Here is a 20,656-nt window from a genome sequence, read left to right as displayed (position 1 = left end):
GACTAAGTTTCGGCAACCCAAAGCCGCGGGTAGTCGCTCACGAAACCATCCCCCGTGACCTTCAACACCGCCTCATAGTCGAAGCGTTTCGCCACATACGCGTACTCGCTCTCGCTGCGCCGCTCGTACCTCTGCATCAGCTCGCTCAGCACACCGCCGCCATCGAGATCGACCCACGCAGCCGGCGCATCGGCCGCCTCGCCCACCGAGAGACTTAGCCTTCGCAACTGCAACAGGTTGGTCGCAGGCGTGAACCCCAAGTCGAGGTCCACGCAATGCGACAGGTCGGGCACCGCTTCGTCGTTGAGCTTCCAGTGACCATGCGCGTCGCGTGCGATCGACAGTTCGATGGCCGAGTCGCCGAGCCAGCCGCGCACCATGCCCCACTGCGTGTGCCAGTGCAGGTCGCAGCGCACCCGGTAGTGCAGCTGGGCGATGCGGCCGCTCTCGTGGCGGAACACCGCGGCGCCGTCGAGTTGCCAGGCCGAGGCATTGCGCTCGAGCCGGCACGCGTCGTGGCCCGGTGCATCGAGCCTGCGCCAGAGAATGGAGGCGACGGTTTGCATGGCGCGGATGATGGCACCGGCATGCGGCGCCGCGCAAGCGCCATCGCTCAAAATGCCCCGCATGACGAAGGCTCTTTTCACCGCGCTCCTCGCTCCTCTGCTCACCCTGCTGGCGGGCAGCGCCGTGCATGCGGCGGCGCTGAAGGACGGCGACATCATCTTCCACACCTCGCGCTCGGCCCAGAGCGTGGCCGTGCAGCGCGCCACCGGCTCCCGCTACAGCCACATGGGCATCGTGCTGCTGCGGGACGGCAAGCCCTTCGTCTTCGAGGCGGTCGGTACCGTGCGCTACACGCCGCTCGCGCAATGGACGGCGCGCGGCAACGGCGGGCACTACGTGGTCAAGCGCCTGCGCGATGCCGACAAGCTGCTGACACCCGGCGCCATCGCCCGCTTGCACGCCCGCACCGCCGACTTCGCGGGCCGCCCCTACGACCTGACCTTCGAATGGTCGGACGGCCGCATCTACTGCTCCGAGCTCGTGTGGAAGCTCTACCAGCGCGCGCTGGGCGTGCGCATCGGCGAGCTGCAGAAGATCCGCGAGTTCAACTTGGCCGATGCGGCCGTGCGCGCCAAGATGCGCGAGCGTTACGGCGACAAGGTGCCGATGGACGAACCGGTGATCTCGCCCGTGGCGATGTTCGATTCGCCGCTGCTCGCGACCGTCGAAACGCGCTGACCGGCGACCGATTCCTGTGCCCCTCGGCGGGCGAAACCCCTCCGGTCGCGAGACAATCGTTTCCGTGAGTTCCCCGCCCCCCTCGACAGGCCCGATCCGCCGCATCGCCCACCTCGACATGGACGCCTTCTACGCGTCGGTCGAGCTGCTGCGCTATCCGCAGCTCAAGGGCCTGCCGGTGGTGATCGGCGGCGGGCGCCGCAGCGTCGACGAGGCCATCCGCAACCTGCCCGAAGGCGGCACGCTGGCCGACATTCCCGTCGATGCCTTCCCTCGGCTGAAGGACTACGCGGGCCGCGGCGTGATCACTACCGCCACCTATCCCGCGCGGCAGTTCGGCATCGGCTCGGCGATGGGGCTCATGAAGGCCGCCAAGCTGTGCCCGCAGGCGCTGATCCTGCCGGTCGATTTCGACGAATACCGGCGCTTCTCGCGCGCCTTCAAGCAGGTGATCCTGGAGATCGCGCCGCTCATGGAAGACCGCGGCGTCGACGAGGTGTACATCGACTTCACCGACGTGCCCGGCGGCCAGCGCGACGGCGGGCGCTCGCTGGCGCGGTTGATCCAGAAATCGATCCTCGATGCCACCGGCCTCACCTGCTCGGTCGGCGTCGCGCCCAACAAGCTCATCGCCAAGATGGCGAGCGAGTTCAACAAGCCCAACGGCATCTCGGTGGTCTACGAAGGCGATCTGGAGAGCCACATCTGGCCCCTGCCCTGCCGCAAGGTGAACGGCATCGGTCCCAAGGCCGACGAGAAGCTCAAGCGCTTCGGCATAGAGACCGTCGGCCAACTCGCGGCGCGCGATCGCGACTGGCTGATCCAGAACTTCGGCAAGGCCACCGGCGCATGGATGCACGAGGTGTCCTGGGGCCGCGACGACCGGCCGGTGGTGACCGAGAGCGAGCCCGTCTCGATGAGCCGCGAGACCACCTTCGACCGCGACCTGCACGCGGTGCGCGACCGCGCCGAGCTGGGCGCGATCTTCACGCACCTGTGCGAGAAGGTCGCCGAAGACCTGCAGCGCAAGGGCTACGTGGGCAAGACCATCGGCATCAAGCTGCGCTACGACGATTTCAAGATCGCCACGCGCGACCAGACCATCGACCGCTTCACCGCCGACGGCAAGACCATCCGGCAGGTCGGCGGGCTGTGCCTGAAGCGCGTGCCGCTGGAGCGGCCGCTGCGCTTGCTGGGCGTGCGCGTGGGCGCACTGGCAAAGGCCGGCAGCCCGGAAGCGCTGGCGCCCACGGGCGCAGCGCGCTCGACGACGGCAGAGCCGGCTGCGACCACCGCGTCGCTCTTCTGAAGAAGCCGCAGTGATCCAACGCTGGCTCCGGCGCCTCGCATTCACGCTGCTGGGGTTCGTGCTCGCGGTCGCGCTGTATGTGGCCGTGGCCTTCGCGCTGGTGCTGTGGCCGGCCAATGCAACGCCGCCCGCGGAGGCCCCCGCCATCGAAGCCTGGGTGCTGAGCAACGGCGTGCACACCGACCTCGTGTTCCCGGTGCGCTCGACCACGGTCGATTGGCGGCAGCTCTTTCCGCTCGCCGACTTCAAGGCCGTGCCGCCCGATGCCGAGTTCATCGCCATCGGCTGGGGCGACCGCGAGTTCTATCTGCACACGCCCACCTGGGCCGACCTGACGGCCTCGCGCGCCTTCGGTGCGCTCGCGGGCGGCAACCGGGCGCTGATGCATGTGACTTACCTGCAGCGTGCGCAGATGCGGCGCGGAGCCTTCAAGCTGCCGCTCTCGCAGGCGCAGTACGCGCAGCTCGTGGCCTACGTGCGCGCGTCGCTGCCCTCAGGCCGCGCGACGCCGATCGCCGGTGCGCACTACGACAGCCAGGATGCCTTCTACGAAGCCGAAGGCGGCTACAACCTCTTCGAGACCTGCAACACCTGGACCGGCCGCGGCCTGCGAAGCGCGGGCGTCAGGACCGGCCGCTGGACGCCGTTCGACTTCAACGTCGTGTGGCACCTGCAACCCGCAACGCCCTGAGCATCGGGGGTTCAGTCCAGCCCATCGAAGTCCGCATCGTCGGGGCCGATGTGCGCGGGCGAGCGCCAGCCCGCATCGCGCATCGAACGCGCCACCTGGTGCTCGACGCCCATCAGCACCGCGAACAGCGCCATGCGCACCGGGATGCCGTTGTCGGTCTGCCGGAAGATCGCCAGCCGCGGATCGTGGTTGAGGTCGATGCTCAGGTCGTTCGCGCCCGGGCGCCCGTCGCGCGGCAGCGGATGCATGAGGATGGTGTCGGGCTTGCAGAGCGTGTCCACCAGCGCCTTTCGGATCTGGAACTCGGGCGTGTAGCCCTCGATCTCCTCGCCCGCGAAGCGCTCCTTCTGGATGCGGGTGGCGTACACCACGTCGGCGCCGCGCAGGCCCTCCTCGAGCGACTGGGTCTGCTCGATCACGTGGCCATTGCGCGCCACCAGGTCCAGCAGGTAGGCCGGCATCTCGAGCGACGGCGGCGCGATGAGCGTGAATTTCAGGCCCCGGTAGAGCGACAGCAGGCGGATCAGCGAATGCACCGTGCGGCCGTACTTCAGGTCGCCGACCATCGCCACGTGCGTGCCGTCGACCAGCTTGCCCATGCGCGAGAACTCGCGCTGGATCGTGTACAGGTCAAGGATGGCCTGGCTCGGATGCTCGCCCGGCCCGTCGCCGGCATTGATGACCGGGATGTTGGTGGCCCGCGCGAATTCGGCCACCGAGCCCTGCTCGGGATGGCGCACCACCAGCGCATCGACGTAGCCGCTCATCACACGGCTGGTGTCGTAGATCGATTCGCCCTTGGCCATCGAGGAGAAGGTGAATCCCGTGGTGTCGCAGACCGTGCCGCCGAGCCGGCAGAACGCCGCGCCGAAGCTCACGCGGGTGCGGGTGCTGGCCTCGAAGAACAGGCTGCCGAGCACCGCGCCTTCGAGCACGCGCGTGACCTTCTGGCGCCGCGCGATCGGCTGCATGACATCGGCCACCTGGAACAGGGCCTCGAGGCTGTCGCGGTCGAACTGCGCGACCGACAACAGGTGCGGCCGCCCCTCCGCCGCAATGCGCTGCGCCAGGGGCCGATCGTCCGCGCCGGTGGTTGCCTGCGCCTCGCGCTGCAGGATTTCGGCGACGAACTTCCCCACCATTTCGGGCATGGCCCGCGACTCGCCGGAGTCGGCGGGCAGCAACCAGGTGTCGAGCGCCCGGCGGCGGACACCCAGGCGCTCGGAGAACGCATCGCGGGTGAGATTGAGGCGGCGCATGGCGTCGCGCAGGATGTCTTGTTGCTGGCTCATGGATGAAATGTACGCCATGCGTACAAGTTCACCAAGTCAATTTACGCAGTGCGTATATCAACTACCGCCAGTTCGCCCCTTTGAAGGGCCCTGGAGCAACCCTCAGGGCTTCGGCACGCCGGCACGCCACTGCGGCCAGTTCTTCACGATGTGATCGACCACGCGCGTGCCGACCAGCGCGATGTTCTCCACCGTCTCCGCAAAGCCGCCCGCCGTCTCGCCCGGCGCCGGGTCCAGGTGCTGCAGCGTGCTTTCCTTCGGATTGCCCTGGTCGAAGTTGACCGCGCCGCGCAGGCTCATCACGCGGTCGGTGCCGTGCGTGCGCTTGATCACGAGGGTGATGGCCGCGGCTTCCATTTCGGTGATGACGTAGTCGTCCGCGCCGTAGAGCTTCGCGATGTACTGCGCCTGCTTCGACATGCCGGGGCCATGGAAGAAGGTGTCGCCGGTCATGTGGGTGCCAGTGCCCACGAAGGGCGCACGGCGCGCCGCGGCATCGGGGTAGCGCAGGCGGTATTTGCGGGCGGCGTCGGAGTCTTTCAGCGGCGTGTCGGCCGAGAGCTTCATGGCCCAGCCGACGAGGTCGGGGTTGAGCTTGAAGCGGCGGTAGTCCTCGTAGCCCTTGCGCGGCATGAAGGTGGGCTCGCCCGCCTTGTTTTCCTCGGGCGCCCAACGGTGGCCGAGGTCGTAGTCCACGAGCCAGGTGGCCCAGCTCACTTCGCCGATGGTGCCGCGCGAAGGCGGCGTGCCGGCCACGCCGGAGATCACGTAGTAGGCCTCGGAGAAATCGAACTGCGGGTTCAGCAGGATCGCCTGCATCGACGACGACGAATTGACCTTGCCCATGCCGAGCACCGCGCCGCACACGCCATCGGCGTTGCAGTACACGGGCTGCAGCGCGCCGGGCACGGCCATCGGCTTCGCGCCCTTCCAGTAGCGCTCGTACCAGTACTGGAACTCGCCGGCGCGGTCGCCGGTGTTCTGGCCGATCTCGAACATGGCGGCGACGAACACCTTCACCTTGACAGGCGCGGCCGGGGCGCTCGCCGATGTGGTTGCAGGGGAGGTCGAAGCACAGGCCGTGGCGAGCAGCGCCGCGGCGCACAGCGCCGACCAGCGGGCGCAGAGAGAGGTCCAACGAGGAAGCATGATTTTTCGGGCGGAGATAAGTGGAAGGGAGGGCACCAACAGCTTGCGGCGTCCTACACCGGGCGATTCTCGGTGCTGGCACAAGCGGATGCATCTCCAGACGCAAACCCCATGCCGGCCTCCACCTCGCCCGTTCCCAGACCGCCTGCCAAGGCCCCTTCCAAACCCACGCCCATCGCAAACGGCCTGGTCTACGTGAACCCCGACATGCCCGGCATCGCGCGTCTGAAGCACGGCGAGCGCTTCCGCTACCGCGATGCGAAGGGCCGATGGGTGCGCGACGTGGACGAGCTCTCGCGCATCCGCATGCTGGCCATTCCGCCGGCCTACACGCAGGTGTGGATCTGCCCCCTGCCCAACGGCCACCTGCAGGCCACCGGCATCGATGCGCGCGGCCGCAAGCAGTACCGCTACCACGCCGACTGGCGCGTGATGAAGGACGAGACCAAGTTCGAACGGCTCGAAGCCTTCGCGCTCGCATTGCCACGCATCCGCGCCCGCGTCGCGCGCGACCTGCAGCCCGAAAAAGGCCAGAAGATGCCCGGCCGCCGCCAGGTGCTTGCCGCACTGGTGCGCCTGCTCGACACCACGCTGCTGCGCGTGGGCAACGAGGAATACGCGAACACCAACGGCTCCTTCGGCCTCACCACGCTGCGCAACCGCCACGCGGCCGTTCAGGGCACGGCGCTCAGGCTCCGCTTCAAGGGCAAGAGCGGCGTGATGCACGAGGCGAAGCTCGAAGACCCTCGCGTGGCGAAGGTGGTGCGCCAGTGCCAGCAACTGCCGGGGCAAGCGCTTTTCCAGTACGCGGACGAAGAAGGCGAGCTGCGCGGCGTGTCGTCCACCGACGTCAACGACTACATCGCCGAAGCTGCGGAAGGCGCCGAAGGCGACCGCTTCACCGCCAAGGACTTCCGCACCTGGCACGGCACGGTGCAGGCGCTGGAACTCACGCGGCTGGCGTGCGAGCCGGGCCGTGTCGCAGTGGATGGGAGCCGCTACAGCGCCAAGGACATCCTCGCGGCCGTGGCCAAGCAGCTCGGCAACACGCCGGCCGTCTGCAAGAAGGCTTACGTGCACCCGGCCGTGCTGGCCCTGGGCAGCGCGCTCGCAAAAGACGACGAGGACGCAGCCACCGCGCTGTTCGAGAAGATTGCCGGCCGCCCGACGGCCAAGCCTTCGCGCGGGCTCTATGCGGCGGAGCGGCGGCTGCTGGCATTCCTGCGGACGCACCGGCAGGCGCAGGCGCGAGAACGACGTGCCGAGGGGCGGGCCAACCGGCGGCCCACCGCCGGCGCGCCGCGTCGACCTCAGCCGGTGGCGAGCGCGAAGCGCACGCTCTCGCCTTCCAGCGCGATGGCGTAGCCCATGTCCTCGGCGAGGTTCTGCAGCGCGACGGCATCGATGGCCAGCGCGCGCGGTGCGCGGTGCGCATCGAGCACCGGATTCGCGCCACCGGCCTCGCGCGGCACCGCGACGAAGCGCAGCGCATCGCTGCCGACCGGCTCGACGCGGATCGCGCCGGCTTCGGCCGCGCTGTCGTGCAGGTAGCCCAGCGCGCCCAGGAACAGATAGCGCAGCGCGGCCGCGGCCGGCCAGCGGGCTTCGTCTTCCTGCGGGTCGAGCGCGGCGTCGACATCGAGCGTCACGCCGTGCAGATCGAAGGCCGAGCGCATCAGGTTCACGCACTGCGCCACCAGCGCGCTGCGGGTGATGCCGTCGTCGGTGGTGGCCAGCTCCCAGTCGCGCAGCGACCGGATGGCTTCCACCAATTCAGAGACCTGGTTGTCGATGAGGGCCACGCGCTCTTCGCACGCGGCACGGTCGATGGGATTGGCTGCGACCTGGCGCTTGAGCATCAGCACCGCCATGCGCACCACCGAGACGGGCGCGGCCATGTCGTGGCGCAAGGCCGGCAGGGCGCGCGTGAGCAGTTCGTGGCGCACGCCGGCAGCGATCCAGCTGCGCGCTCCGGGCGAGGACTTCATTGCGCTGCAGCCCTGGTCGGGGCGCAGCCCACACGGCGGAGGGCGACTGGAGACACGGTCACTGGGAAAATTCCTGAAACGGGGGGAGAAGGCAACAAGTATCGTGCGGCCCTCCCAGTCGCGATGTAGGAGCGTGCCTACGCTTCGCGCCGCCCGTCGCCCCGTCGCCCCGTCGCCCCGTCGCCCATTCAGAGGGTCAGGGTTTTCCGAGGTAGGTGCGCACGTCCTTCACCTCGACACCGGCAGCGGCGACCGCCGAGCGCAGTTGCGCCTCGGTCACGCCCAGCGTCTGCGTCCAGTAGCGGACCTCGTGGGATTCATTGACGTTGATGCGGGCTGCATCCTGCGGTCCGCGCTTGCTCAGGTCATCGGCCATGGTGTGGGTTCCTATTCGAAGACCTTCACGATGCAGCGTCATGGCACAGCGGATTGGCGGACGGCAGCGCGCCTGCGTGCAGGATAAGTCCGAGGTTTCAGGGCTGCCGCGCGCGAGCCTGCAACTCGCGCTTGAGCAGCTTGCCGTTGGCGGTGGTGGGCATCGCGTCGATCACCTCGATGCGGGCCGGCCGCTTGTAGGGCGAGAGGTGCTCGGCCAGGTAGGCCCGCAGCGCAGCCTCGTCAAGGGAGGCGCCTGGCTTCATCTCGGCGAAGGCGACGATCTGCTCGTTGCCGTCGGCCTCCGGCACGCCGACCACCGCGCACAGGTGCACGCCCTCGAAGCGGCCGATCACCGCCTCGATCTCCGCCGGGTACACGTTGAAGCCCGAGCGGATGATCATTTCCTTCAGCCGCCCGACCACGAACAGCGCGCCGTCGTCGCCGAAGCGCCCGAGGTCGCCGGTGGCGTACCAGCCGCCGGGGCGCATCACCTGCGCGGTGGCCGCGGCATCGCGGAAGTAGCCGAGCATCAGGCCGGGGCCGCGCAGCCAGATTTCTCCGGTCTCGCCCTGTGCCGCGTCCTTGCCGTCGATGCCCACGATGCGCGCCTCGCCGCCCTCGACGGCATGGCCTGCGGCGGTATCCGCGCGCGGCGCCTCGGTGCGCGTGAGGAACACCGAGCCCGCGTACTCCGAGAGGCCGTAGCCGTAATGCAGCGGCTGGCCGAACAGGCGCTCCACACGCTGCTTGAGCCCGAGGTCGAGCGGCGCGGAGCCGGTGTAGACATAGCGCAGCCGCGGAAAGCGCGGCGCCACGCGTTCGGCCTCGATGTGCGCCAGCAGCCGCGCATACATCGTCGGCGGCCCGAGCAGGTTCGACACCTCCTCGTGCGCCAGCGCATCCAGCACATCGGCCGGCGAGAAGCTGCCGCGCAGCACCAGCGATGCACCGCCCGTGAGCGCGGCCATCAGCACCGTGCCGATGCCGAAGATGTGCGTCATCGGCAAGAACGCGTAGACCCGGTCGCGCGAGTCGAGCGAACGCACACCGGCCGATACTCGCCCGAAATGCAGCAGCCCGCGGTGCGACACCATCACGCCCTTGGGCGTGCCTGACGTGCCCGACGTGAAGATGATTGCGGCCGTGCCGGCCAGCGCCGCATCGGGCTCCGGCTGCGCCTCGGCGCGAACGGCCGAGTACATGACGCCCGGCAGCCCGGCCGGCGTTGCGGCTGCGCGCTCCGCATGCAGCCGCGCGGCCGCCGAGGCGCCGGCCGTGAAGCAGCAAAGGCGCGCATCCGCCCGCTCGACGATGGCCGCGATCTCGCCCTGCGCCATGCGCGCATTCACGCCGCACGACCACGCGCCGACGCGGCTGCACGCCATGAGCAGCGCGATGTGGGCGGCGCAGTTCTCGGCGACCAGCACCACGCGATCGGTCGGGCGCACGCCGGCGTCCCGCAGGTCTTGCGTGGCCGTCTCGGCCATCGCCTGCAGCGCCGCGTAGGTCGTGGTTCTGCCGGGTTCGAAAAGGAAGACTTCCTCAGGCGTGCGGGCCGCGCGTTCTTCGAGCAGGCTGTGAATGCGGTGCTGCATCGGTTATTCCGCCTCGATGCCCTTGGACGCCGTCGCCCAGAGCTTGCGGTCGGATTGCCCCTTGGTCGCCAGCAGTTCCGCCCCGCCCGACCACACGTCGTAGCCCTGCTCGCGCAGGCGGCTCGCGATGTCCTCGCGCGCCAGCATCCTGTGCGCCGCAGCGTTGATGCGCGCGACCAGCGCCGGGTCCATGCGCGCCGGGCCGTAGAGGCCGAACCAGCCGCCCACGTCGTAGTCGGGCACGCCCGATTCGATCATCGTCGGCACGTCGGGCAGCATGCGGTTGCGCTGCCGCGAGGTGACCGCCAGCGCGCGCAGGCGCCCCGACTGGATGAAGGGCCGCGAGGTCGCGATGATGTCGAACATCATGGGCACCGTGCCCGCCATCACGTCGGCGAGCGCGGGCGCGCTGCCCTTGTAGGGCACATGCGTGAGTTGCACGCCGGTCATCTTTTCCAGCAGCGCGCCGCTCAGGTGGTTGGAGGCGCCCACGCCGGCCGAGCCGTAGAAGAGCTTGCCGGGCTTCGCCTTCGCATAGGCCAGCAACTCAGCCACGTTGCGCACCGGCAGGTCCTTGTTGACCACGAGCACATTGGTGTAGTCCACCAGCGGCGCGATGGGCGTCAGGTCCTTCATCGGATCGAAGGGCATGTTGCGCTGCACGTTCGGGTTGATCGTGATGGTCGGGCTCGCGCCGAGAAACAGCATCGCGCCATCGGGTGGCGCCTTGGCGACCGCATTGCCGCCGAGCGAGCCGCCGGCGCCGGGACGGTTGTCCACGATCACCTGCGTGCCGAGTTCCTGGCTCATCGCGGGCGCGAGCAGGCGCGCGGCACCGTCGACCGGACCGCCGGCGGAATAGCCGACGACGAGCTTGATGAGCGATGGCAGTGCCGGCTGCTGCTGTTGCGCGAAGACGCGCGTGGGCAGCATGGACAGCAATGCACTGCCCGCCAGCGCGGCCACGGCACGGCGCCGGTTGAGGTCGAGGGATTCCATGAGCGTTGTCTCCTGTTGTGTATTTCTTTTGGCGCTCGCACCGCTCAGGCCGGCAGCTCAAGCACTTGCCGCGCGAGGATGTTGCGCTGTATCTCGTTCGTGCCGCCGTAGATCATTGCGGCCGTCGAACCGATGAGTGGCGAGAGCACGTTGAAGGTCTGCCCGTCGAGCACCTGGTCGCCCGCGACCGCGCCCTGCTCTTCGCCGGCCTCGACCAGCAGGGCGCCGATGCGGTGGTAGGTCTCGCTCGCCCAGATCTTCAGCAGCGACACCGATGCAGGCAGCGGCTTGCCGGCCCGTACGATGTCGGCGAAGCTGGTGTACGCGGCAGTCAGGTCGGCCACATCGAGCCTGAGCGCCGCGAAGCGTTGCGCGAACACCGGGTCCGCGAACAGGCGCCGCGCCTCCGCGAGCCGCGCAAGCTGCCCCAGCGCGTACTGCGACTGCTTGGGACTGCCGAGGAAGATGCGCTCGAAACCCAGCAGCGCCTTCGCGATCGTCCAGCCGCCATGCAGCTTGCCGACGAGGTTGTCCGCCGGCACCCGCACGTTGTCGAAGAACACCTCGCAGAACTCCGGCTCGCCCGCCAGCGTGTGGATCGGCCGCACCGTGATGCCCGGCGTGCGCAGATCGCACAAAAGGAAGCTGATGCCCTCTTGCTTGCGCGCCGCCTTGTCGGTGCGCACGAGCATGAAGATGTGGTTGGCGTCCTGCGCGAGCGTGGTCCAGATCTTCTGGCCGTTGACGATGAAGTGATCGCTCTCGCCATCACCCTCAGCATCGCGCCCCGCAACGGCCTCGGTGCGCAGGCCCGCGAGGTCGGAGCCGGCATTGGGCTCTGAATAGCCCTGGCACCAGACGTGCTCGCCGCGGAGGATACGCGGCAGAAAACGCTGCTGCTGTTCGCGCGTGCCGTGCTGGATGAGCAGCGGCCCGATCATCACGATGCCCTGGTCGGGCGCGCGCGCCACGCCGTATTGCTCCAGCTCCTCGATCCACGCGATGAGCTTGTCGGCCGGCAGGCCCATGCCGCCATGCGCCTCGGGCCAGGCCGGCGCGATCCAGCCTTGCGCGGACAGCGTGAGGTACCACTCGCGCATCTCGCTCCATCGCGCGCGGTGCGAGAGGTAGCGAAGCGCCTGCGGATAGCGCTGCTGCAGGAAGCCGCGCACCATGCGGCGGAATTCGGCTTCGGGCATGGCGGACCAGTCGGCAGTGCGGGGAAATTCGCCAGCCCATGCGACGGTGCTCGTTGCGGCCTCGTTTTCGCTCGTGAGTGCAGCGTGCCGATGTTGATGCGCGGTGACATTGCCCAGCCACGCCGAGAGGCACAGCACGCGCTTGTAGAACAGGCTCAGGTCGCACTCCTGCGTGTAGCCGATGGCGCCGTGCAACTGCACGGAGGTGCGCGAGGCTTGCAGCGCGGCGGCCGTGCAGCGCGCATTGACGCGGCTCGCCTCGGCTTCGAGCCGGTCCACCGGCAGCCCTGCACCGGCCAGCGCCAGCACTTCGTTCAACGTGGCCTGCGCGACTTCGAGATGAACGAACATGTCGACGCACCGATGCTGCAAGGCCTGGAAGCTGCCGATGGGCTTGCCGAACTGCGAGCGCGTGCGCAGGTAGACCAGCGTCTGCGCGAGCATCGCCTGCCCGGCGCCGAGCAGCTCGGCCGCCTGAAGAATCTGGCCGGCCGCGAGCGCATGGCGCAACGCTTGTTGCGCGGTCGGCCCTTTGGCCAGCACCGCATCGGGCGGCAATGCAACCTGCTCGAAGCGCAGGCTCGATGCCTGTCCGCCATCGACCAGCGGCATCAGCGTTTCCGTCACGCCTTCGGTGCCGCGCGGCACCCAGAGGATCACCGCGTCGTCATCGCCGCGGGCCGACACCAGCCAGCCGCTGGCGGCATTGCCGGGCAACACCATGAGCTTTTCGCCTTGCAGCAGCACGCTGCCGGCGCGTCGCTCGCAACCGCAGGCGAGCGGCACCGCGCTCAGGTCGCCCGCACTCTCCTGCCACGCCAGTGCGGGCAGGCTGCGACCCGTAATCAGATCGGCGAGCAATGCCCGGGCGGCGGGCGTGTCCAGCCGCGCCAGCAGCATCGCACTGAGGCCGGCCACGGCCAGCAGCGGTTCGGGCGCCGCGTGCTCGCCGGCCGCACGCAGGATTTCCGCCGCGCCATCGAGTTCCAGCCCAAGGCCGCCCGCGGACTCGGGTGCCAGCATGCCGGCCCAGCCCAGTTCCGCCATCGCGCGCCAACCCTCCGCTTCACCCGCATCGGGCTGCTCCATCAACGCCCGTCGTCTTTGGGTCGCGCGGCTGCGCACGAAGTAGTCGAGCGCCGCTTCGCGCATTGCCGAGAGTGATTCGATATCCATGGCCGCAGCGTGGCAGAAGACCCCGGCGGGCGGCATTTGCATTTGCCGAAGGGAGGGTTTCGCAATCACGGAGCCGCCTCGCGCGAGACGGGACTAGATTCGGCGCATGACCACCAAGATCAAGAAATCCCTGCACACCGAGCTGGGCCACAGCACCCCCGACAGGATCACCGTGCGCGGGCGCGACCTGCCCTCGGAAATCCTCGGCCACCTGAACCTCGGCGACATGGCCTTCCTGGAACTCACGGGGCGCATCCCGACGCCGCAAGAGTCAGTGACCTTCAACGCCATCGTCGTCACGCTGGTCGAGCATGGCGTGACGCCCAGCGCGCTGGCCGCGCGTCTCACTTATGCGGGCGCCCCCGAAGCATTGCAGGCCGCGGTCGCCGCGGGCTTGTGCGGGCTGGGCTCTGTGTTCGTCGGCAGTACCGAAGGCGCGGCCAAGATGCTGTACGAGGCGATCCCCTTTGGCGAGAAGCCGACCCGTCCGCTCGCCGACATGGCCAAGGACATCGTGGCCGATTTCCGTGCGCGCAAGCAGATCGTGCCGGGCCTCGGCCATCCGCTGCACAAGCCCATCGACCCGCGCACGCCGCGCCTGTTCCAGATCGCGGCCGAGAACGGGCAATCCACCCACTACGTCGCGCTGATGCAGGCGGTGCAGGAAGAGGCCGAGCGCGTCTCGGGCAAGTCGTTGCCCATCAACGCCACGGGCGCCGTCGGCGCGATCGCCGCCGAGTTCGGCTTTCCCTGGAAGATCATTCGCGGCCTCGGCGTGATGGCGCGCGCCATCGGTCTCGTCGGCCACATCCTGGAAGAGATCGACGATCCGATGGCCATCGAGATCTGGCAGCGTGTGGAAAAGGAAGCCGGCGGCCCTCGCCAAGACTGACATGCACCCCAAAACCGTTCGGGCTGAGCTTGTCGAAGCCTTGCGCGGCGCTTCGACAAGCTCAGCGTGAACGGTTTTTCTCAGCGCGAGCGGTTTTTTCTTCTCAGCGCGAGCGGTTTTTTCTTCTCAGCGTGAATGGATCACTTTTTAAGCGCAACCTTGCATGAACAACCACCATAGCGAACTCCGCTTCCCCGACATCCGCGACGCCGTGCGCGACCTGTGCGCGGAGTTTCCCAACGAGTACTTCCGCAAGATCGACGAGGCCCGCGGCTACCCCGCCGAATTCGTCGATGCGCTCACCAAGGCCGGCTGGATGGCCGCGCTGATCCCGCAGGAGTACGGCGGCTCGGGCCTCGGTCTTACCGAAGCCTCGGTCATCATGGAAGAGATCAACCGCTGCGGCGGCAACTCCGGCGCCTGCCACGGCCAGATGTACAACATGGGCACGCTGCTGCGCCACGGCAGCGAGGCGCAGAAGCGCGAATACCTGCCCCGCATCGCGACCGGCGAGCTGCGCCTGCAGTCGATGGGCGTGACCGAGCCCAGCACCGGCACCGATACCACCAAGATCAAGACCACCGCGGTGAAGAAGGGCGACCGCTACGTCATCAACGGCCAGAAGGTGTGGATCTCGCGCATCCAGCACTCGGACCTGATGATCCTGCTGGCCCGCACCACGCCGCTCGCGGACGTGAAGAAGAAATCGGAAGGCATGTCGATCTTCATCGTCGACTTGCGCGAAGCCATCGGCAAGGGGATGACGGTGCAGCCGATCCTCAACATGGTGAATCACGAGACCAACGAACTGTTCTTCGAGAACCTCGAGATTCCCGCCGAGAACCTGATCGGCGTGGAAGGCCAGGGCTTCAAGTACATCCTGGACGGCCTCAACGCCGAACGCACGCTGATCGCTGCCGAATGCATCGGCGATGGCTACTGGTTCATCGACAAGGTGACGGCATACACGAAGGAGCGCGTCGTGTTCGGCCGCCCCATCGGCCAGAACCAGGGCGTGCAGTTTCCGATTGCCGAAGCGTTCATCGAGATCGAAGCGGCGAACCTCATGCGCTACGAAGCCTGCCGCCTGTTCGATGCGCACGAGCCCTGCGGCGCGCAGGCCAACATGGCGAAATACCTCGCGGCCAAGGCGAGTTGGGAGGCGGCCAATGCATGCCTTCAATTCCACGGCGGCTTCGGCTTCGCCTGCGAATACGACATCGAGCGCAAGTTCCGCGAGACGCGGCTGTACCAGGTGGCGCCGATCTCTACGAATCTCATCCTGAGCTATGTCGCCGAACACATGCTCGGCCTCCCCCGCTCGTTCTGAAGGGACAGCACCCATGACCGACTCGAACCACCCCAGCAAGGTGCTCGCCACCTTCGCCGCCGACCTGAAGTTCGCAGACATTCCCGCACCGGTTCTGCGCCGCACCGAAGACCTGATGCTCGACTGGCTCGGCTCCGTGCTCGCGGCCCGCACCGCACGGCCGATACGCAGCATCGAGCGCTTCGCGCAGATGATGGGACCCGCCGAAGGGCCGAGCGAAATACTGACTTCGCGCCGCACCAGCTCGCCGGTGTTCGCCGCGCTCGTCAACGCCGCGGCTTCGCACTTCGTGGAGCAGGACGATGTGCACAACGGCTCGGTGTTCCACCCCGCGGCCGTGGTCATCGCGCCCGCGCTCGCCGTGGCGCAGAGCATCGGTGCGAGCGGCGCGCAGTTGCTGACTGCCGTGGTCGCGGGCTACGAAGTCGGCATTCGCGTCGGCGAGTTCCTGGGGCGCTCGCACTACAAGACCTTCCACACCACGGCGACGGCCGGCACGATCGCCGCTGCGGCGGCCGTGGGTCGCCTGCTCGACCTCACGCCGCAGCAGATGCTGCATGCATTCGGATCGGCCGGCACGCAATCGGCTGGTGTGTGGGAGTTCCTGCGCGATGCGGCGGACTCCAAGCAACTGCACTGCGCGCACGCGGCGGCGAGCGGCTTGATGTCGGCCTACCTCGCGCAGGACGGTTTCACCGGCGCCGCAAAGATCCTCGAAGGCGCGCAGGGCCTCGGCGTCGGCATGTCGAGTGACGCCGATCCCGCCAAGCTCACCATCGGCCTCGGCACGCGCTGGGCGCTCGCCGAGACCTCGTTCAAGTACCACGCCTCCTGCCGCCACACGCACCCCGCCGCCGACGCGTTGCTGCAGGTCATGACGCAGAACAAGCTGAAGCACAGCGACGTCGCGCACGTCACCACGCATGTGCACCAGGGCGCCATCGATGTGCTCGGCCGCGTGACCGTGCCCGCGACGGTGCACCAGGGCAAGTTCTCGATGGGCACGGTGCTCGGCCTCATCGCGGTGCACGGTCGTGCGGGCCTGGGCGAATTCGACCGCGACTTCCTCGCGCCCGAGGTCGCGGGCTTTCGCGACAAGGTGGCGATGCAGCTCGACACCGAAGTCGACACCGCCTACCCCGCCCGCTGGATCGGCAAGGTCAGCGTCGAGACGGCTGACGGCCGCACGCTGCAGGGCCGCGTCGATGAGCCGAAGGGCGACCCGGGCAACAGCCTGAGCCGCACGGAAATCGAGGACAAGATGCACCGCCTTGCGCACTACGGCGAAGGCGCCACCGCAGAAGAAGCCAGCGCCATGTGCCAGCGCATCTGGCAACTCGCCGACACGCCAAGAGTCGCTCGCTGGCTCCCCTGACAACAGCGATCACCCCGCAACCGAGCCCGGTCTGCGGTGCGGCGCAGCCGGCCCCTCTGCGCCGCCGAGGAGCGCAGCGTTTCGCGGATCAGGGCTCGCCGCTGTTTGAGCCGCAGGCGAGTTCGGCGGGCCCCCGCGAAACGCGAGCACTGCCGGGGAGCACTAAGGGCCGGCGCAGTGGGGCCGGCTGCGCCGCACCGCAGACCAGGCGGCACTCCAAACAAGCCCCTAACAGCAGCGTGCGCTAAGGCGGCGCAACGAGATGGTCGAACAGCTCCCGCGCCGACGCAGGCAGTTGCTCGCGGTTGCGCGCAATGAGCTTGAGCTCCCGTTCCGCCCACGCATCGCTGAGCGCAACCGTAGAGATCCGCATCGCCATCGACAAGCGCTGCGCAGACGAAGCCGGCAACACACCGACCCCCACACCCGCTTCGATCATCAAACAGATGGCTTCGAAACTGCTGACCTGAATGCGTGGATTGAAACCGCGCCCTGCCAGCTCTGCGCGTCGCTGCAAAAATCGATGAATGGCGCTGCCATGATGCAGGCCCACGTGCTGCTCGTCGAGCGTGTCGGCAAAGGCCACGGAAGGCGCGCCGGCCAGGTGATGCGTCTTCGGCACCACCAGCACGAGCTGATTGCTGCCGAAGGCGCGCGCATCGAAATCGCCGGTGTGCACATCGCCCGCGAGGATGCCGATGTCGGCCTCGCCATCGGCCACAGCGCGCACGATTTCCTCGCTCAGGTATTCGCGCAGGTCCACCTGCACGGCCGGGTGCTGCGTGAGAAAGCCCGCGAGCTTCTGCGGCAGGTATTCGGTGATCGAGGTGGTGTTGGCGAACACGCGCACATGGCCCTTGATGCCCTTGCCGAAGTCCTGCATGTCGCAGCGCAGGTGCTCCATCTGCTGCATCACGCGCTTGGCGTGATAGAGCACCGCCTGCCCCGCAGCGGTGAGCGTCACGCCCTGCGCGCTGCGGTGCAGCAGCTTGCCGCCCACGGCTTCTTCCATCTGCTTGATGCGGGTGGAGGCGGCGGCCAGCGAGATGCAGGCCTTCTCGGCGCCGCGCGTGAGGCTGCGCGCGTCCGCCACGTAGACGAACAGTTTCAGGTCGAACAGGTCGAAGTGCAGGTTCACCGGGCGGGCACGAAGGAAGCGGGAGGAAGGCGCATTGTCCGGCGAACAGCGCCGCCCGCATCCGCTTGCGGGTTTGTCCTCATGTGCTCAAACAGGGTCCCAGCTGAACACATCGGCCGAGCGATCCAGCGGATAGAAGCTCGCGCGCATCGCGGGCATGGCGTGCTCGGCAATGCTCTGCGGCGTCCAGCCTTCGGAGCGATGCACCGAGCGCACAGGCCGCGGCTGGCTGATGAGCGAGATCTCGTTGTTGCGCACCGAGAAGATCTGCCCGTTGACCGCGCTGGCCGCATCGCTCGCCAGGTACACCGCGAGCGGCGCGACCTTGGCCGGCGTCATCTGCTTGATCTTGTCGACGCGGGCGCGCTGCTCGTCGGTGTCGGTGGGAATCGCGCCGATCATGCGGCTCCAGGCAAAAGGCGCGATGCAGTTGGAGCGCACGTTGAACTTCAGCATGTCCAGCGCGATGGATTTCGACAGCGCCACGATGCCCAGCTTGGCCGCCGCGTAGTTGGCCTGCCCGAAGTTGCCGATGAGGCCCGAGGTCGAGGTCATGTGCACCATCGCGCCCGCGTTCTGTTCCTTGAAATGCGTCGCGGCCGCGCGGCTCACGTAGTAGGCGCCGTACAGGTGCACCTTGAGCACCGCATCCCACTCGTCCATCGACATCTTGTGGAAGAAGCGGTCGCGCAGGATGCCGGCGTTGTTGACCACCGCGTCGATGCGGCCGAAGCTTTCGACGGCGCATTCGACGATGCGCGCAGCGCTGGCGGCATCGGCCACGCTGTCGGTGTTGGGCACGGCCTCGCCGCCTGCGGCGCGGATTTCATCGACCACCTGCTGCGCCGGGCCTGCGCTGCCGCCCGCGCCATCGAGCGCAGCACCGATGTCATTGACCACCACTCTCGCACCGTTCTTTGCCATCGCCAACGCGATGTCGCGCCCGATGCCGCCGCCCGCGCCGGTGACGACGACCACTTTTCCTTCAACCATGTTTGTCTCTGCTCCGGAGGTTCGTTCGGCCGCGGGTTCGCGGGCTCGACCCAGAATGCCACAGGGGGCACAGAGCGGGTTTCTGATTTCCGAAGAGGGGCTTCAGCCCCTGTCGCGCCTACTGCCGCGCGGTGCGGATGTTCGGCGGCAGCGCCTGCGGCCAGCTAGTGCGGAACGGATTGATGTCCAGCCCGCCGCGCCGCGTGTAGCGCGCGTACACCGCGAGCTTGACGGGTTTGCAGCGGTTCCAGATGTCCGTGAACATCCGCTCGGCGCACGGCTCGTGGAATTCGTTGTGGTTGCGAAAGCTCACGATGTACGCGAGCAGCCCGGCCTGGTCGATGGGCGGGCCGCTGTAGCGGATCTGCACGCTGCCCCAGTCGGGCTGACCGGTCACGAGGCAGTTGCTCTTGAGCAGCCGGCTGGTGAGGGTTTCGTTCACATGCACCTGCGTGGTGTCGCTCGTGAGCAACTCGGGCGCGGGCTGGTAGTGGGTGCATTCGATGTCGAGCCGGTCGAGGTCCAGGCCGTCGATCTCATGCACCGGCTCGCGGTCGAAGAGGTCGGGCGTGAGCAGCTTCACGCCGATGCCGGCCGACTGGTCGCTGCCTCGCCACGCGGCTTCGGCCAGGTCGGTGCGCAGGTGCTCGCGCACCGCTTCGATGCTCGCGAAGGTGCTGTTGTTGAAGCTGTTGAGGTACAGCTTGAACGACTTGCTCTCGATGATGTTGGGCGTTTCGCAGGGAATAGTGAAGTGCGCGATGGCCAACTGCGGCTTGCCGCGCGGGTTGAGCCAGCTCACCTCGAAGGCGGTCCAGAGGTCGGCGCCGAAGAAGGGCAAGGCGCCGGTCTTGATGCCCATGGCTTCGCGCTGCGTGGCGCGGGCGATGGGGAAGAGCAGCGACGGGTCGTAGTGGTCGGCGTAGGCCGAGGCGCGGCCCAGTTGCGATTGCTCGGGGGTGTTGGGGTTGTCCGGGTGGTTGTCGAGGCTCATGGCGTCTTGTCCTTGGCGTCCGCGGCGGCATCGGCTGCATGTGCGAACGGGGCGATGTGGTTGGCGAGGATGGTGCAGACCTCGGGCGGCAGGTCGTGGCCCATGCCGGGCACGGAGATGAATGTCGAACCCGGGATGCGCGCAGCCGAATCCTTGCCGCAGGCGATGGGCACGAGCGCATCGGCTTCGCCGTGCAGCACCAGCGTCGGGCGCTGGATGCGCGCGAGCACGTTGGGGCGGTCGTCGTCGGCGCCGATGGCGAGCATCTGGCGCATCAGCCCGGCCGGGTGGTAGGCGCGGCGCATGCTGAAGGTGAGGCGCTCGGCCAGCTCTTCGTCGGTCTGCGGATAGGCCGGACTCTGGATGAGCCGCAGCAGCCGGATGCTGTGCGCGACGAGCTCGGCCTCGCCCTTGCCCATCGGGCGGCGCATGAGCATCGCGGCCACTTCGCGGCGCGGACCGGGCAGGCCGCGCGCGCCGCTCGAACTCATGATGCTCACGAGGCTGGCGGTGCGCTCGGGCGCGGTGGCGGCCAGGCGCTGGGCGATCATGCCGCCCATAGAGGCGCCGACGATGTGGGCCTTGGCGATGCCGAGCGCATCGAGCACGCCGATGGAATCGAGCGTCATGTCCTGCAGCGTGTACGCCGAACGCACCTTCAGGCCGAGCCGATGGCGAATGGTTTCCCACACGATGTTGCCGACGCCCGCATGATCGAAGCCCTGGCTGAGGCCGATGTCGCGGTTGTCGTGCCGCACGACACGAAAGCCCGCATCGACCAGCTGCTGCACAAAAGCGGTCGGCCATGCGACCAGCTGCATGCCCAGGCCCATGATGAGCAGGATGACGGGGCGCCCTTCGCCTCCGGTGTCGTCGACTTCGATCTGCAGCCCGTTGGCGGTGACTTTCATCG

The 20,656-nt window shown here is 68.1% G+C and carries 19 protein-coding genes; 7 read left to right on the top strand and 12 right to left on the bottom strand.

What is annotated here, in order from left to right; genetic code table 11:
* Window positions 1-2: 2 nt before the first annotated feature.
* A complete protein-coding gene (locus VARPA_RS07110; protein ID WP_234974967.1) occupies window positions 3-629 on the bottom strand; it encodes a putative glycolipid-binding domain-containing protein in 627 nt (208 codons plus the stop codon).
* On the opposite strand from VARPA_RS07110, the gene VARPA_RS07105 reads away from it, so the two are divergent.
* From VARPA_RS07105 to VARPA_RS07095, 3 genes are all read left to right on the top strand, one after another.
* Complete coding sequence (locus VARPA_RS07105; RefSeq protein ID WP_041942805.1) at window positions 628-1,245, top strand: YiiX family permuted papain-like enzyme; 618 nt, start codon at window positions 628-630, stop codon at window positions 1,243-1,245. The two genes, VARPA_RS07110 and VARPA_RS07105, sit on opposite strands and share 2 nt — an antisense overlap.
* A gap of 64 nt (window positions 1,246-1,309) precedes the next feature.
* The gene (locus VARPA_RS07100; RefSeq protein WP_013539879.1) at window positions 1,310-2,554 is read left to right on the top strand and encodes a DNA polymerase Y family protein; all 1,245 of its coding nucleotides are present in this window, start codon (window positions 1,310-1,312) and stop codon (window positions 2,552-2,554) included.
* A gap of 10 nt (window positions 2,555-2,564) precedes the next feature.
* Window positions 2,565-3,245 (top strand): TIGR02117 family protein, encoded by a 681-nt coding sequence (locus VARPA_RS07095; RefSeq protein ID WP_013539878.1) that lies wholly within the window; start codon window positions 2,565-2,567, stop codon window positions 3,243-3,245.
* Between the two features lie 11 nt (window positions 3,246-3,256).
* On the opposite strand, the gene VARPA_RS07090 is transcribed toward VARPA_RS07095, so the two are convergent.
* The gene (locus tag VARPA_RS07090) at window positions 3,257-4,537 is read right to left on the bottom strand and encodes an aspartate carbamoyltransferase (RefSeq protein ID WP_041942804.1); all 1,281 of its coding nucleotides are present in this window, start codon (window positions 4,535-4,537) and stop codon (window positions 3,257-3,259) included.
* 102 nt (window positions 4,538-4,639) lie between these two features.
* Window positions 4,640-5,686, bottom strand: coding sequence for a purine-nucleoside phosphorylase (locus tag VARPA_RS07085; RefSeq protein WP_013539876.1), 1,047 nt, complete (start codon window positions 5,684-5,686; stop codon window positions 4,640-4,642).
* A gap of 111 nt (window positions 5,687-5,797) precedes the next feature.
* Here VARPA_RS07085 and VARPA_RS07080 point away from each other — a divergent pair, with 111 nt between their 5' ends.
* Complete coding sequence (locus VARPA_RS07080) at window positions 5,798-7,051, top strand: DNA topoisomerase IB (protein WP_013539875.1); 1,254 nt, start codon at window positions 5,798-5,800, stop codon at window positions 7,049-7,051.
* Here the strand turns inward: VARPA_RS07080 and VARPA_RS07075 are convergent.
* The 5 genes from VARPA_RS07075 to VARPA_RS07055 form a co-directional block, all read right to left on the bottom strand.
* On the bottom strand, window positions 6,997-7,674 hold the full coding sequence (locus VARPA_RS07075; RefSeq protein ID WP_013539874.1) for a hypothetical protein: 678 nt from the start codon (window positions 7,672-7,674) through the stop codon (window positions 6,997-6,999). The two genes, VARPA_RS07080 and VARPA_RS07075, sit on opposite strands and share 55 nt — an antisense overlap.
* A gap of 196 nt (window positions 7,675-7,870) precedes the next feature.
* Window positions 7,871-8,050 (bottom strand): DUF3606 domain-containing protein, encoded by a 180-nt coding sequence (locus VARPA_RS07070; RefSeq protein WP_013539873.1) that lies wholly within the window; start codon window positions 8,048-8,050, stop codon window positions 7,871-7,873.
* A gap of 97 nt (window positions 8,051-8,147) precedes the next feature.
* Complete coding sequence (locus tag VARPA_RS07065) at window positions 8,148-9,647, bottom strand: class I adenylate-forming enzyme family protein (RefSeq protein WP_013539872.1); 1,500 nt, start codon at window positions 9,645-9,647, stop codon at window positions 8,148-8,150.
* A 3-nt stretch (window positions 9,648-9,650) separates the two neighbouring features.
* Entirely contained in the window at window positions 9,651-10,646 is a 996-nt protein-coding gene (locus VARPA_RS07060) for a Bug family tripartite tricarboxylate transporter substrate binding protein (RefSeq protein ID WP_013539871.1), read from the bottom strand.
* A gap of 44 nt (window positions 10,647-10,690) precedes the next feature.
* On the bottom strand, window positions 10,691-13,021 hold the full coding sequence (locus VARPA_RS07055) for an acyl-CoA dehydrogenase (protein ID WP_013539870.1): 2,331 nt from the start codon (window positions 13,019-13,021) through the stop codon (window positions 10,691-10,693).
* 106 nt (window positions 13,022-13,127) lie between these two features.
* Here VARPA_RS07055 and VARPA_RS07050 point away from each other — a divergent pair, with 106 nt between their 5' ends.
* The 3 genes from VARPA_RS07050 to VARPA_RS07040 all read left to right on the top strand — a co-directional run bounded on the left by VARPA_RS07050 (window position 13,128) and on the right by VARPA_RS07040 (window position 16,618).
* Window positions 13,128-13,913, top strand: a complete 786-nt coding sequence (locus VARPA_RS07050; RefSeq protein ID WP_013539869.1) for a citryl-CoA lyase — start codon at window positions 13,128-13,130, stop codon at window positions 13,911-13,913.
* 163 nt (window positions 13,914-14,076) lie between these two features.
* A complete protein-coding gene (locus VARPA_RS07045) occupies window positions 14,077-15,243 on the top strand; it encodes an acyl-CoA dehydrogenase family protein (RefSeq protein WP_013539868.1) in 1,167 nt (388 codons plus the stop codon).
* Between the two features lie 13 nt (window positions 15,244-15,256).
* Complete coding sequence (locus VARPA_RS07040; RefSeq protein WP_013539867.1) at window positions 15,257-16,618, top strand: MmgE/PrpD family protein; 1,362 nt, start codon at window positions 15,257-15,259, stop codon at window positions 16,616-16,618.
* Between the two features lie 244 nt (window positions 16,619-16,862).
* Here VARPA_RS07040 and VARPA_RS07035 read toward each other — a convergent pair whose 3' ends face one another.
* The 4 genes from VARPA_RS07035 to VARPA_RS07020 all read right to left on the bottom strand — a co-directional run bounded on the left by VARPA_RS07035 (window position 16,863) and on the right by VARPA_RS07020 (window position 20,654).
* A complete protein-coding gene (locus VARPA_RS07035; RefSeq protein ID WP_013539866.1) occupies window positions 16,863-17,756 on the bottom strand; it encodes a LysR family transcriptional regulator in 894 nt (297 codons plus the stop codon).
* An 87-nt stretch (window positions 17,757-17,843) separates the two neighbouring features.
* A complete protein-coding gene (locus VARPA_RS07030; protein WP_013539865.1) occupies window positions 17,844-18,749 on the bottom strand; it encodes an SDR family NAD(P)-dependent oxidoreductase in 906 nt (301 codons plus the stop codon).
* Between the two features lie 118 nt (window positions 18,750-18,867).
* A complete protein-coding gene (gene queF, locus VARPA_RS07025) occupies window positions 18,868-19,743 on the bottom strand; it encodes an NADPH-dependent 7-cyano-7-deazaguanine reductase QueF (protein ID WP_013539864.1) in 876 nt (291 codons plus the stop codon).
* Window positions 19,740-20,654 (bottom strand): alpha/beta fold hydrolase, encoded by a 915-nt coding sequence (locus VARPA_RS07020; protein ID WP_013539863.1) that lies wholly within the window; start codon window positions 20,652-20,654, stop codon window positions 19,740-19,742. Before VARPA_RS07020 ends, queF begins: the two co-directional genes overlap by 4 nt.
* Window positions 20,655-20,656: the final 2 nt, after the last annotated feature.

Source organism: Variovorax paradoxus EPS, assembly GCF_000184745.1.
GTDB lineage: Bacteria > Pseudomonadota > Gammaproteobacteria > Burkholderiales > Burkholderiaceae_C > Variovorax > Variovorax paradoxus_C.
The sequence above is the reverse complement of the archived record's forward strand: the minus strand, read 5'-3'. Positions and strand labels throughout refer to the sequence as shown.

Excerpts from the sequence above, each read along its gene's own strand:
- VARPA_RS07065 (WP_013539872.1), bottom strand. The coding sequence starts at position 9,647 with ATGCAGCACCGCATTCACAGCCTGCTCGAAGAACGCGCGGCCCGCACG.
- VARPA_RS07030 (WP_013539865.1), bottom strand. The coding sequence starts at position 18,749 with ATGGTTGAAGGAAAAGTGGTCGTCGTCACCGGCGCGGGCGGCGGCATC.
- VARPA_RS07080 (WP_013539875.1), top strand. The coding sequence starts at position 5,798 with ATGCCGGCCTCCACCTCGCCCGTTCCCAGACCGCCTGCCAAGGCCCCT.
- VARPA_RS07020 (WP_013539863.1), bottom strand. The coding sequence starts at position 20,654 with ATGAAAGTCACCGCCAACGGGCTGCAGATCGAAGTCGACGACACCGGA.
- VARPA_RS07060 (WP_013539871.1), bottom strand. The coding sequence starts at position 10,646 with ATGGAATCCCTCGACCTCAACCGGCGCCGTGCCGTGGCCGCGCTGGCG.
- queF (WP_013539864.1), bottom strand. The coding sequence starts at position 19,743 with ATGAGCCTCGACAACCACCCGGACAACCCCAACACCCCCGAGCAATCG.
- VARPA_RS07040 (WP_013539867.1), top strand. The coding sequence starts at position 15,257 with ATGACCGACTCGAACCACCCCAGCAAGGTGCTCGCCACCTTCGCCGCC.
- VARPA_RS07055 (WP_013539870.1), bottom strand. The coding sequence starts at position 13,021 with ATGGATATCGAATCACTCTCGGCAATGCGCGAAGCGGCGCTCGACTAC.
- VARPA_RS07085 (WP_013539876.1), bottom strand. The coding sequence starts at position 5,686 with ATGCTTCCTCGTTGGACCTCTCTCTGCGCCCGCTGGTCGGCGCTGTGC.
- VARPA_RS07090 (WP_041942804.1), bottom strand. The coding sequence starts at position 4,537 with ATGAGCCAGCAACAAGACATCCTGCGCGACGCCATGCGCCGCCTCAAT.
- VARPA_RS07050 (WP_013539869.1), top strand. The coding sequence starts at position 13,128 with ATGACCACCAAGATCAAGAAATCCCTGCACACCGAGCTGGGCCACAGC.
- VARPA_RS07045 (WP_013539868.1), top strand. The coding sequence starts at position 14,077 with ATGAACAACCACCATAGCGAACTCCGCTTCCCCGACATCCGCGACGCC.
- VARPA_RS07070 (WP_013539873.1), bottom strand. The coding sequence starts at position 8,050 with ATGGCCGATGACCTGAGCAAGCGCGGACCGCAGGATGCAGCCCGCATC.
- VARPA_RS07105 (WP_041942805.1), top strand. The coding sequence starts at position 628 with ATGACGAAGGCTCTTTTCACCGCGCTCCTCGCTCCTCTGCTCACCCTG.
- VARPA_RS07075 (WP_013539874.1), bottom strand. The coding sequence starts at position 7,674 with ATGAAGTCCTCGCCCGGAGCGCGCAGCTGGATCGCTGCCGGCGTGCGC.
- VARPA_RS07110 (WP_234974967.1), bottom strand. The coding sequence starts at position 629 with ATGCGGGGCATTTTGAGCGATGGCGCTTGCGCGGCGCCGCATGCCGGT.